Below are 12,719 nucleotides of genomic sequence, written 5' to 3'. Positions count from 1 at the left end.
CCAGCCACCGATATATCGTTGCCCTTCCTACCTTAAAAAGTCCGGCAGCTTGAGCGATACGACCGCCATTTTCTACATAATCCACTACTCTTTTTCTCAAATCAATACTGTAAGACATTTTCCTAGCAGCTTCACTATTTTTATTCATTTTACCTCATTTTTAAATAGTCTCATACTTATTTGAAATGACTATAAATTAATAGAATGTGTTAAATGCGGCAAGGAAACATTTGATATTCATACCTAAAAACTGAACTGCACATACCCTAAATAAAATATCGCGTTCGCTCAATTACCAATAATAAACAAGGTTTGTAGTGAGGACTTTAATCCTGATAAGCAGAAGACTAAATTCCTCACTACATACGAATCTGATTATTAAGTTTCTTCGAGCCACATGACATAAGAAACAGATTTTCGGATGATCCCAAAAAGGGATATTTCGATGTTGGAAATTGTAGTAATGACCATTGCACAGCATTAATAGCCATCCCGAAATCGGCTGCTATCTCTACTTGCTGCCGTCACTGCTACCATGACTTTTTTTTGTCATCCTTCGGCTTAGCCGCAGCGTCAGGCTGTTTCTTGGGCTTTTTGACTTCTTTGTTGCTTTTTCTTTCTTTTGACATAATGATTCCTCTGTTTTGACTCAGCATAACATAGATTGAAACATCTGTCTAACTGCCCTTAAAACCGGTTGCCTCAAACTGATTTGAGAGTGTATCCGCTAAATTACCCTGAATAAAATAGGTTTGTAGTGATGACTTTAGTCCACAGCATTTTCAGAGAAATTTAGTCCCAACTACAAAAGTATTTCTTATTTCATTGCATATTTTTAGCAGACACAAGATTGCTTGCGGTTGATTTTTGATAATTTTTGGTAGATGACCGACCCGATTTTGCACAAAGAGCATCTACAGATATCATCGGTAAAATGTCGGAAATTACTTTTAACCGAACAGTTTTGATGTCGCAGCCTCAAACCCTTTATTTACCGGACAGCCTATAACGTGCCTCGGCCAGCGCTGCCTTCGTACCCCTCCCCTCAAACCCCTCTTCTAGGGTTGACTGTCCAAAACTGTCCGCAGCGTTGCAAAAAAAACCGAGTATCTTGAGAAATATCAAGTTAGTTTGTAGCTTGATCGAAAGTGCGATCGCCTCCGCTCGATTAGATATAAAATATTTATTAAGAGTTAAGAATTTTTAGAGAAATTTTCGCTATTAGGAATCTAACCGCTATGGAAGTCACTGAGCTACTCAAAGACTACGAAAATGGCAAAAGAGACTTTGCAGATGCCGAGCTGAGCGGAGCCAATCTCAGCGGAGCTATCTTGGACGGAATAAATCTTTCGAGGGCTAACCTTGCGGGAGCTAACCTGAGTCGGGCGCATCTGACCAAAGCAGCACTCAACGGCGCAAACCTTTGCAGGGCAAATCTGAGTTTTGCCAAAATGGGTCAAGCCAGACTAGCCGACGCAGATATTACGAAAGCCAATCTCAGCGGAGCTTTCCTCGTCAAAGCAAAACTCCCCAGGGCCAAGTTGACCGGAGCTCAACTCATAGGTAGCAACCTGCGGAGCGCCATTCTCTGGAACGCCAATCTGTGTACGGCAGACTTGCAATTCGTCAACCTGCGGGGAGCAAACCTCACGGGAGCAAATCTCAACTGGGCGCACTGTCCAGAGGTAAAACTCAGCGGTGCAAAGCTTTTTGGCGCTCAACTCACAGGCATCTATCTCAGGAAAGCTTACATGAACGGCATCGATCTCAGCAGGACAGACCTCAATGGTGTCAATCTCAGCGAAGCCAAACTCAACGGGGTCAACTTGGAAGGCTCCAATTTGTTAGCAGCAAATCTCAGCGGGGCTCAGTTGCGCGGCGTTCAGTTGAAGGGAGCAGATTTAACCAGAGCGAACTTGGTGGGAGTTTCTTTGGTGCAGGCAAATCTCGATTGGGCTAGGCTGTGTTATGCAGACTTGAGCGAGGCAGACTTGAGCGGCGCAACATTCTTGGGAGCTAACTTTGAGGGTACTTTGTTAGCCGGCTCGACAATGGCCGCATCTGTGAGCCTTGATGTCTGCTTAACTGCGACTGGTTGTGTCGCAGCGTAAGCATTCGGGAAAAGTTACTATGGCATTGATTCGACTTGTTTTACCTAAATATTCGATATGTTAAGTAGAAAGGCGTAAATATTTGTAGTTGGGATGAGGCAGGAGTCAGGAGACAGAATGCAGGAGGGATTGGGGTTTTAGCCTCATTTATCTTTCTTAACACAGTTGTGTTTTTCCCCACCGACTTACTTAACCGCAGATTTCCAGCGGATAAACACTGATGGATGCAGATAATTCAATTTTGTCTGCGATGCAGAGTGCAACTCAAGTCTATTCAACTCACCCGATTAATTTTGCGACTCGCAAGGCAGAGGTAATCGCTCCTTCGTGCAAACCATCCCCCAAATAAGCTCCCGCATGATAAGTGTGGTTCTCGCCGTTAGTCTCGATAACTTCGTCTCGGTATCGAAAAGACTCGACACTATACATGGGTGTATGATGTTTTTGAATGTGAATAATCTGGTTTTGGTCGATCGACTGTTCCAGTCGAAATGCTAAACTGTACTCTCGCGGTGACGAAATGCCACAAAGCTGATTCAAGCTCGCATTGTAGCCCCATCCTTTGTCCGTCTCGAAAAAATCAAATTCTGATAACTTGCGGATGCCGTAGCGATCGTACATCGAAGTATCCGAATGCAGCACCGTCGTGGCATAATTGGGTTTCCAGGCCGCAAACCGCTTCGTTTCCGCCTCCGTCGGGTCAGCCAACAGCCTCATTACTTGGTCTGGCGGCATCGCAAAAACCACCTTATCAAACTCCTGAATCTCCCCATCAGAAAGCACAATTTTTACAGCATCAGCACTTCTAAAAATCTTGGCAATCTCCACATTTAGCAGTATATCGCCCTGAAAGCGCTCCAGAATCTTTTCAATGTAAGAATACACTCCCCCTTTAATCCTTACCCAGTTAACCAACGCATATTCCCGCAGCATGGGAATCGCCAACTCTGCCGGGAAATCGTCGAGCAATTCAAACGGTATTGAGTAGCTGTACATCGTCAACAACTTCAGCCAATCGTTGCGGATGCACGAACTTTTCAAAATCTGAGAAAGCGCGATATCGTAGAAATCGTGCTGTTTGGCAAACCGCATTTTTAAAATAAATCCAGCCGAACGAGCATAAAGAGCATCCAGCCGCAAATATTCGATCAGACGTTGAATTCCCGTGAAATTCTTTTTGATTGAAACCGCAGACAAAAAGTGACTGCCATCTTTTAAAAATAGCGCCGAACCAATCTGCACTGGTTCTAATTCAACGCCTAACTCCTGCATTAAAGCCACAAAATTGTAAAACACTGTGGGAAATTCCAGCACCCCATTTTCTAATATTTCATTGCATTCAGATTGATTTGGCAAAACATTTTTATTGAGCGTGCGTATGTGTCCGCCTAAAATCGGTTGCTTTTCAAACACTGTAACATGATGCTTCTGTTTATCGAGCCAGTAGGCTGTGGCCATACCGCTAGCTCCGCCCCCAACAATTGCAATTTTCATAGTTCGCTCCTAGATTGATAGAAGGAAGAAGTCATTAGTCATCAGTCATCAGTCATCAGTCATTAGTCATTAGTCATTAGTCATTAGTCATTAGTCATTAGTCATTAGTCATTAGTCATTAGTCATTAGTCATTAGTCATCAGTTATTAGTTATTAGTGCTGTCACCTCCGAGCTTTCCGTACAATGTCATCAGGAAGATGGAAGATGGAAGAAATTTTCGTTTCCAGGTAGAACCTAGGAACGTATTTCACTCTTGCTGTGCCTCGTCATTTTTAAGAGGAGGCAGAGCAAGAGTGAAATTCATTCCTTGGCTCTGCCAAAAAAACGAGAGAAACAGGAAAATAACCAATTGCCAATTTTCCTTAGCCTAAAATCGCATCGCCGGATAAACGTTGATAAAGCAGCGCCCCCGTCCAAAATGTCGGCGCAAAGCCTGGATAGCCCGATGAGGCGTTGCAGAAATAGAAATTGTTGAGGGATGTTTCGTGATTTAGCCGATCGACTCCCATGTTTTTCGGGGTCAGCCTAGAACCGTAGGAATTGCCGTTAGGACACCAACAGAAGCGCTCGTTAGTTGTAGGACTTCCGGTAATGTGAAATACCATGTGTTTGCGAAAATCTGGAACATAGTGTTTTTCAACTACGTCTAAAATCGAGTCCAGAATCTCTTGTTTTTTCTGTCTGTAAGCTTTGCGATCGGTATCCCAAAGTTGTTTAAAATAGCTGTAATTAGCAACAGTCAGGAATTCCACAATTTGACAATCTTCAGGACAATCCCCCCGTGCTTCTGTGAGTAAAGTGGGTGTGGTAATTGCAAAACTAGGACTAGAAAAATCATTTTTATCGTACATTTGAGCAAAAGCTTCATTCAGATTCAAATGTTCGGAATGAAATGTATTCCACTTACCAAATCCATAGTCTCGCAGGTCGATATCTTTGACAACACAGTAGACCATGTAATTAGATGCAGAATACTCGTAGTCGAGTTTCCGCCGCACTGTTTTCGAGAACAGTTCCTCCCCAATCATCTTGGCCGCTCGTTTGGGATCGAGGTTGCAAATCACCGTGTCGCCGGTGAATTCATGGGTTTGATGCGTGGTTAAATCCATCGCTTCAACTCCCGTTACGCTTCTATCTTTCACCCTAAAATTTGTGACTTCGTGGTTTAGAGAAACCTTCCCGCCGTTGGATTCAATGACTTTAACTAAAGAATTGATGACATCTTCAAAATGTTGCGTCGGGTAAAATGCACCTTCTTGATAGCCTCGAAACAAAGCAATCCAAGCATAGAAAGAAAGCTGGTTCGGAGGTAGCAAAAAGTCCGGCCATTGCAGGGCTAATAGGGTTTGGGCTGCTTGCGGGAGTTGGAATTTGTCGAACACGTCTTGAAGCGTGCTGTTGAGGTGCTGGACAGCGCAGAATACCTCGCTGAAATTTTTGATTAATTCAATTGGTTTGACGGGAGGAGCGAGTTTTCTGAGTCCTTCGCCGGTTTTTTCGACTTCGTTGACGAATTTGCGAATTCTCTCGCTTGCTTCGGGAAACAGGGCCGACAATCTGCGGATCAGTTCTTCTGATTCCGAGGGAATATCTAGTGCGTACCCCGGCATTCTCATGTGGTCGAAGCCATTCGGATCGTACCGTTCAAAGGTGACATCGCGATCGAGATTGAGTTTTTTGAGGACTCGATTCACTGTATGTCCTTCGCCGCAGTCCCAAACGTAGTGGAATTGGGCATTAAAGGTGTATTTTTTGGCCATTGTAAAGGTGTGGCCAAAGCCTCCGGGGTGTTCGTGAGCTTCAAGGATGTGTACGGTTTTGCCGGAGTTTGCCATCAAAGCTCCGAAAACCAGTGCTGATAAACCACTGCCGACGATGAGGTAATCTGTTTTCATGGGATATTTCCTCGATCGATATGAAGATGGAAGAAGTCATTAGTCATTAGTCATTAGTCATTAGTCATTAGTCATTAGTCATTAGTCATTAGTCATTAGTCATTAGTCATTAGTCATTAGTCATTAGTCATTAGTCATTAGTCAGTAGTCAGTAGTCATTAGTCATAAGTCATTAGTCAGTAGTCATTAGTCATTAGTCATCAGTCATTAGTCATTAGTCAGTAGTCAGTAGTCATTAGTCATTAGTCAGTAGTCAGTAGTCATTAGTCATTAGTCAGTAGTCAGTAGTCATTAGTCATCAGTCATTAGTCATTAGTCATTAGTCATTAGTCAGTAGTCATTAGTCATCAGTCATTAGTCAGTAGTCATTAGTCATCAGTCATTAGTCATTAGTCAACAGTTAACAGTCAACAGTTCACAGTTAACAGTCAACAGTTCACAGTCAACAGTCATTAGTCATCAGTTATTAGTGCTGTCGCCTCTGAGCTTTCCGTACAACGTCATCAGGAAGATGCGATCGACCACATGGGTTTCATTCGTAAGAACATTCTCACCTACTTATCTATCTAAGCTAACTCTCAATTCTGAGGAAAACGTGAAGTCAAGCAACAAAATTGCTAATGGCGCTGGTTAAAGCATTGTATTAAAGCCGTTTTGCGGTTACTGTTAAGATTAATTAAGCTTTTTAAATCTAAGTTATAGCTTGTAGGGCGAGCTTTCCAGGTCGCCCCACCAGGGAAAAAACCGGGTTTATACCTTTGTGCGTAAGTCTTAAGGTATAGATTTATCTACCTAATTAGGATGATATTAATGAGATGTCCGATCGCCTATTTGTGCGGCACGATCACATCAAAAAAAGCATCCTCCAAATCATAACCAAACATCTGGGACATCGCCATCAACTTCGATTTGCTGGGAATTCCCTGCTGGTTCAACCAATCAGTCAACACAAAAATTTTGCTCATCAAAAACATTTCTAAAGCTTCAGGATTGTACTGAATGCCTTGGGTGCGGTGGAACTGGTGCGGCACCAACATCGCCGCGTAGCGGGCCAATTCTCCACCTTTCCAATCTAGCAAAAAGGGCAGCCAAGGATAACAAGCATCCAAGCGGATAAACCACAGCCGCACTTCTGGAATTTCGGATATTTCTCGCGGATCTAATTCTTCGCGCGGATACTCAATTTCAAATTGTACCTGTTGTTCGTTTTCGGCGATCGCCCCGGAGGCCAGCCACTGTTCGATCGCACTCCGCACCGGAGACAAATCTAAACTGTTTATGCGATCGGCATCGATCGCTATCATAATACTCATAAAAAGTCAACCTTATAACATTAAGTTTTAGATTAATCCCACAGATAAATCCGGGAGTCCAGTAACCAATTGCTTGATAGTCAACTGTATACCGTTTAGTTATCATACCACCAGCTATAAATATTTTAGCTGACTGTTGACTAATGACTGCTGACTGCTGACTACTGACTACTGACTACTAAGAGGGCGGGCACGCACCATCCACCGCCCCTACCAACTGACTAATGACTAATGACTAATGACTAATGACTACTGACTACTGCCAACTGCCAACTGCCAACTAACTAATTACCCATTTTTCCCAAACTTGCCATCCTGCAAAGAATTACCAATTCCCTGAATAATTCCCCGCCCGATCAAACCAATTCCCCGCCCTATTACCTGCGTCAAAACGTAAACAACAGCAGCACCCAACAGCGAAATCACCGCGCGAACCCTAGGCGCGATCGCATCCCTAGCTTCCAGCACCAAAGTCAACACCAACTGCAACCCAGAAAGCTGTGCTAACTCCCGATTTCTCGGAGCATAAATAGAAATTCTCTTGATTCCCGCATCGCCCAAAACAAACAGCCAAAATCTGCTTTCAAAAATAGCTTTTGGTTCCACAAAATAGTTGTCCCAGCGATATCTCCAGGATAAATTATTCCGAAACCGCTCAATTTCTCGTGTCGAAATCAACTTTCCATCATAAAAATTTTGCTTAATTTCCTCAATATTTGCAAAATTATTCAGTAGGGGCTGCACTACTCCGCTAGCAATTTGAATTGCCAAATTTTCTAACAAAGCTTCCGCTCGCTGCATTGCTTGCGGGCTGCCAGCAACACAAGAAAGATTGCCAACTGTTAGCGGAATTTCAAATAATAAATGGGCAAAAAAATCAACAGTCATCGGTATTTTGTCAAGAATTTCTGCCGCCACGGCTGTTTCTTCTGCCAACAGCACCGGCACCATTTCTACGCTACTGCCGTTTAATAAATTAGCAGCGGTTATCGCTGGATTTTCTGACAGTTTCAAGTTTGTTGGACTGTTGTCTAAAAGCAGATTTTCTTCTGTTTGTAGCGTGTAATATCTGCCAAAAAAATCTATGATTGTTGCTTCCCACAAATCCCGCAAAATAGCAGGCATTTTTTCCGACAATTGAGTTGGCTGCACTTGCGAAAAGCGCAATTCCTCTAGCAAATCCTCTAACTTCCGCAGGATGGAACTCATCAATTCGCGCTTTTGAGCCGATCGCAAAATATCGATTTCCAAAGGCACGCCAGTCAAATTCACCAAATCAAACTGCAATTTAGCAGCCGCCGAATCAAACAAACTCCCTTGCCAATCATTTGCCACCACCAAAGATTCCGCCGCCACTTGAGATTTCGCGACTTGCAACTGAGAATTATTCAACAAATTCTCTGCTTTTGCTTCTGCCTTCTCTCTTCTTTGTACCTTGAGCGAAGCCCGATCGCCCTCTTGCCTCTTTTTACCTTGAGCGGAACCCGATTCCCCTCTTGCTTCAAATAATAACTGACTGACAATCCAGCGAGCAGCCAACAATTCTCGGCGGCGTCCGCTGACTATAACCCGGTCTAAAATAGAGGGCAAATCCGTCGTACCTGCCGCTTTCACCTCTTCTAAATCAGCTTTGACAAGCGCCAAAGCTGAGTCTATTTCCCGCAATCCAGACACAAAAGCATCAGTCAGGATGTTTTGGCGTAAAGGGCGATCGACTATCGGATCATCAAGATTTTCCTCAGCAGCAATTGCTGCTGAGTTTTCTATTGCTGCAACTACGGCTGAATTTAGCTGTATTGTCGAGTTAGCTGTCGCATCCGCCGGCCAATAAGTGCTGCCCGAACCCACCGCGCGAATAGCTTCCATTGTCACAGAAATATCTCTACCTTTAGGACAATAGCCATTCGCGCCCGCAGCTTGTATGACCGCCAACAACTCCGGTGTCAGCGGTTCGCCTAGCAGCAAGAGCGGCAGGTTGGGGTACAAACTTTTGAGTTCGCCACAAGCTGCCAGCGCCGAATCTTGACCCGATCGCAAATTTAAGGTCTCAACACCCAAAATTGCCAAATCTGGGGGCTTCTCGGCCGCTCCAGAGTCGAGGGAGCGAGCTTCTAAAACCTGCAGGGCCTCCGAGACAGTCGAAACCTCTGCGACAACCTCCAAGTCTGGAGATTGTTCGCAGGCGACTCGCAGCCCCAGCCGGAAAATGGGGTCGTTATCGATCGACAGCAGTTGCAAATTACTCACTCGATTTTAGATGTTAGAGGTCGATCGCCAGAAAACCCAATTACTCGGGGAGCAAATTAGCATCAGGAGGCCCAGCCGATTCAGGAATCGACGGCGGAGCCGGAGCTGGAGCCGGAGCTGGCTCTGGAGCTGGAGCCGGAGCCGGAGCCGGAGCCTCTTGTCGGTTGGGCGGATAGTAAGGTTCAGGCTCCCTCGCCGGAGGATAGTAAGGTTCAGGCTCCCTCGCCGGAGGATAGTAAGGTTCAGGCTCCCTCGCCGGCGGATAGTAAGGTTCAGGAGCCGGAGCCGGGGCCTCTTGTCGGTTGGGCGGATAGTAAGGTTCAGGTTCAGGAGGTGGCGCGTACTCCTCCTGTCGCGGAGCTGGCGCGTACTCCTCCTGTCGCGGAGCTGGCGCGTACTCTTCCTGTCGCGGTGCTGGCGCGTACTCCTCCTGTCGCGGTGCTGGCGCGTACTCGCGAGCGGGTTCAGGCGGTGGTGCAGTGTTGGCTCTGAGTTCGGCACTCCAGCGCCCGATCGCCCTTGCAGCCTCTGAATGTAGTGCTCTACCGTAACCGATTTGCGAAGCCATATCGATCGCCGCCGACAGACTACCTTGAGACGCCAATTCAGCAGCTCGATCCAGAATCGGTCTGTCTCTAGCAATTTGCAGTTCGCTCACCCACTGATAGATATTATCCTGAGCTTTGGCGTACAGAGTCCTACCGCTCTTAATTTCCGAAGCTTTATCAATAGCCGCGCTTAGTTTTCCTTCCTTCGCCAGGGCGATAGATTCATCCAAAAAAGGCTGATCTTCAATCACTTCAATGCGTTTCGTCCACTGAGCCAAGAGAGTTTGCGCCTCTATTCTCCGGGGGCGGTTGAGAGCCACCAAACGTACCTGAGCCATGCCGCCCTTGAGTCCTTCAACCGTTCCCGACTCTGCCAACTGCTTCGCCAGAGTCACAAAAGATTTGTCTTCGATCCGCTGAATTTCCCGGCGCCAAGTAGCCACCAAAGTTTGAGCGTGAATCCGCCGCGGCTGAGAAGGGCCGATGGTTTGCGCTTCAGCGATCGCTATCTGAAATGCCCCGATTTGACCCAAACCAGCGATCGTGCTCGCCATTTGCAGCTGCACCAAATCTTGAAACTGCACCTGTAAATTTTCAATTTGAACTTGAGCCTGCTTGTACAGAGGGCGGCCCGGAGCAATTTGGCTAGCAGCGCCCTGCCCTTCGAGCAAACTAAAAATATGTTGTGGTAGCGGTGTGGAAATCGACTGATTCCACGTCACCGCCTGAGCCCTACCCAACTGCATCAAATCTTGAGCTTCCGCAAACAGTGGCGTATTTTGCGGCACCACAGAAGCCGCCTCGATCGTCCCCGGCAAGTCTTTCGCCTCCAACCGCTTAGTAGCCATTGCCAGCAAAGTCCGGCTCCAACCCTCAATTTCCTTCTCTGCTTTCGCGCGCGCAAAAAGCTGCGAGTCTATTTTACGAGCTAGGACGATCGCCTCAGCGAACTTTTGCGGAGTCCCATCCTGCGCCAAATCTCTCGCCTCTTGCAAGCGCTGCCAGCCGTTTCTTTCCAAAGAAATCTGCTGGATCAGCTCGTTGTAGCGCTTTTGACTCCAGAAAATATTTTCCAGCTTGAACAAAGCTTGAGCATAATCCCAAGCCTTCTTTAAATCCTCGCTTTTCAAAGCTGTTAAGGCTGTATCGTAGAGTTTTTGACCCTCCTGCCAATTTTTTTCCCAAGCAGCAACAGCATCCTCTACATCTGGGTAAGACGGACTGGTTTTGGGAATTTTCGCCACAATGTCCAGAGCCCCCTTCAAATCCCCCTGCTCAATTTTTGCCCTGGCAAAACGCAGCATGGCTTTTGACCATTCTCCGATCAAATGTTGCCCCTGCGAGTATAGCGGGTGTTCTTTGGGCCAAGCCTGCACCAGTGCAATTGCCGATTCTAGCTGTTCTAGTTTTCCCGACTTAGCCGCTTGTTGAGCGCAGTAAAGTCGCTCTCCATCCGCCGCCAGCGGTGACAGTTGTTGGCAATTTGGTGGTGGAGGCATAGTCAGCAACCACAGGAATGCGGCCGCACCGGTGACTCCAAATCCCACTAGGAGACTCAGCCAGATGAGCTGCCACTGCCAAAAAGTTCTTTTGCCCTCGTTGATCGGCAGCACCCTTGCTGAGGTACTCGCATCGCCTATCGCCTCTGCACTCAATGGTGCTGTCGGCTTGGGGGATGGGTTGTACTGCGGTGCTCTGTGGAATTGGTCAGATTGTCGTCTCGCCATTACTTCAGCTTGTCCTGTAATGCGCTCTATGCGTGACACTCCCACATCAAATCCATAGATTGTGATGTGGGATTCTGACTCCTGTTAAGGAGATCGAGAACTTCCTTCAAGGTACTGGCAATCTTTCCCTTTATGGCATTTTATAGTGAGGTTTGTGTCCCGCCCCACTGCTGGCTTTGGAGTATTTTAGGCTCTGTAAGCACGTAGATCATACCAGTTATCAAACTGTTATTCACAGCTCTCGCTGGCAGTTTAGCAGAAAAAACTGTATTAAGCCCCGTCAGTAGATTTTAGATACTTCGGCTTGCTTCGGCTCCCTTCGGCTACGCGAGCGGGCAAGACGCGAGCGGGCAAGTCGCGAGCCTACAAGTTTTAGATTTTAGATTTGACTCTGCTGTTGAATTGGGGAGTTCAACTAAAGTTTTGCTTTTCTTTACCCAAAAAAATGGGTTTAAAGCCTCTCCCTTGTAGCGTCCAAGGAAAAATTAATTTCCCTCAGAGACAATCTCCTGGCGATCGCCCCAAGTAACTGTCCCAGCTCAGCAGTCAACTGTTGAACGTACAGAATTGCTCTGCGCCCGACGGCGATCGATCGCCGTCGGGCGCAGAGCAATCATACTGAAATCATTTTATACTGCCGACAGGTTTATTTCCAATATTGCTTTAACAGCAGGCAGCCTAGGGATTTCTGGTTAAAAAGCCTTTGGTGTTTCGCTAACACTCGATGCTTCCGCCTCTGCCCCTGCCGAGCGGTATCCGTAGAAATCTATCCGGTAGTCTACAATTTTGACACCAGTTTGCTGTTGAATTTGTTCGATCAACTCGATCGGCAATTCCACATGAACGTCGAGAATCTGAGCCGTATCCAGACAGTTGACATGGGAGTGAGAGTCGCTGACATTCCCGTACAAGCGTCCCTCCGAGCGTTCTATGCACTCAATAATCCCTTCTCTCGAAAGAGCTTCCAGATTTTGATAAACAGAAGTATGACCGATCGAATGCGCTTGTCGGTTCAGGCGATCGTAAATTTCTCGAGCCGATAGGTGTTCTTTTGCATCCCACAAAAGCTCTAGAATAAATCGACGCTGGCGGCTCAAGCGCATTCCCGCCGCCTGACAGCGGTTTAAAGCATCTTCTAATGAACGAATTGGTTTCACAGCTACCGCCTTCTAGAGCCTGCTCGATGTTTAATTCTGGTACAATACTGCACGCCGATCTTATATCTAAATTCTAACGCAGGGTTGCCCAACAGTAGAAGATAGAAGGCAAAAATCAAAAATCCGTAAATCTTCAATGCCCCTATCGACTAACCGTTGCCGCACTAGACCAGAGTTGCACTCAATCGCTTTCAATTATTGAATTATCTGCGTCCATCAGTGTTTG

At 46.3% G+C, this 12,719-nt stretch carries 9 protein-coding genes; 1 reads left to right on the top strand and 8 read right to left on the bottom strand.

Annotated elements, in window-relative coordinates:
• The coding region (locus IQ263_RS09035) for an IS630 transposase-related protein (RefSeq protein WP_194066405.1) at window positions 1-118 on the bottom strand (118 nt) is incomplete at its 3' end.
• Between the two features lie 1,120 nt (window positions 119-1,238).
• Here IQ263_RS09035 and IQ263_RS09030 point away from each other — a divergent pair.
• The gene (locus tag IQ263_RS09030) at window positions 1,239-2,111 is read left to right on the top strand and encodes a pentapeptide repeat-containing protein (protein ID WP_194067127.1); all 873 of its coding nucleotides are present in this window, start codon (window positions 1,239-1,241) and stop codon (window positions 2,109-2,111) included.
• Between the two features lie 279 nt (window positions 2,112-2,390).
• On the opposite strand, the gene IQ263_RS09025 is transcribed toward IQ263_RS09030, so the two are convergent.
• The 7 genes from IQ263_RS09025 to IQ263_RS08995 form a co-directional block, all read right to left on the bottom strand.
• A complete protein-coding gene (locus IQ263_RS09025; RefSeq protein WP_194067126.1) occupies window positions 2,391-3,605 on the bottom strand; it encodes an FAD-dependent oxidoreductase in 1,215 nt (404 codons plus the stop codon).
• A 363-nt stretch (window positions 3,606-3,968) separates the two neighbouring features.
• Entirely contained in the window at window positions 3,969-5,501 is a 1,533-nt protein-coding gene (locus IQ263_RS09020; protein ID WP_194067125.1) for a phytoene desaturase family protein, read from the bottom strand.
• 827 nt (window positions 5,502-6,328) lie between these two features.
• Window positions 6,329-6,814, bottom strand: a complete 486-nt coding sequence (locus tag IQ263_RS09015; protein WP_194067124.1) for a CRR6 family NdhI maturation factor — start codon at window positions 6,812-6,814, stop codon at window positions 6,329-6,331.
• A gap of 288 nt (window positions 6,815-7,102) precedes the next feature.
• A complete protein-coding gene (locus tag IQ263_RS09010) occupies window positions 7,103-9,061 on the bottom strand; it encodes a DUF3685 domain-containing protein (RefSeq protein WP_194067123.1) in 1,959 nt (652 codons plus the stop codon).
• Between the two features lie 40 nt (window positions 9,062-9,101).
• Window positions 9,102-11,375: a hypothetical protein gene (locus IQ263_RS09005; RefSeq protein ID WP_339384819.1), complete on the bottom strand. Its 2,274-nt coding sequence runs from the start codon at window positions 11,373-11,375 to the stop codon at window positions 9,102-9,104.
• A gap of 412 nt (window positions 11,376-11,787) precedes the next feature.
• Complete coding sequence (locus IQ263_RS09000; protein WP_194067122.1) at window positions 11,788-11,949, bottom strand: hypothetical protein; 162 nt, start codon at window positions 11,947-11,949, stop codon at window positions 11,788-11,790.
• A gap of 79 nt (window positions 11,950-12,028) precedes the next feature.
• Window positions 12,029-12,493 carry a Fur family transcriptional regulator gene (locus tag IQ263_RS08995; RefSeq protein ID WP_194067121.1) on the bottom strand — a complete coding sequence of 155 codons (465 nt, stop codon included), beginning with the start codon at window positions 12,491-12,493 and terminating at the stop codon, window positions 12,029-12,031.
• Between the last annotated feature and the right edge of the window lie 226 nt (window positions 12,494-12,719).

It is taken from the genome of Tychonema sp. LEGE 06208 (assembly GCF_015207505.1).
Classification (GTDB): Bacteria; Cyanobacteriota; Cyanobacteriia; order Cyanobacteriales; family Microcoleaceae; genus Microcoleus.
The sequence above is the reverse complement of the archived record's forward strand: the minus strand, read 5'-3'. Positions and strand labels throughout refer to the sequence as shown.

Excerpts from the sequence above, each read along its gene's own strand:
- IQ263_RS09030 (WP_194067127.1), top strand. The coding sequence starts at position 1,239 with ATGGAAGTCACTGAGCTACTCAAAGACTACGAAAATGGCAAAAGAGAC.
- IQ263_RS09025 (WP_194067126.1), bottom strand. The coding sequence starts at position 3,605 with ATGAAAATTGCAATTGTTGGGGGCGGAGCTAGCGGTATGGCCACAGCC.
- IQ263_RS09020 (WP_194067125.1), bottom strand. The coding sequence starts at position 5,501 with ATGAAAACAGATTACCTCATCGTCGGCAGTGGTTTATCAGCACTGGTT.
- IQ263_RS09015 (WP_194067124.1), bottom strand. The coding sequence starts at position 6,814 with ATGAGTATTATGATAGCGATCGATGCCGATCGCATAAACAGTTTAGAT.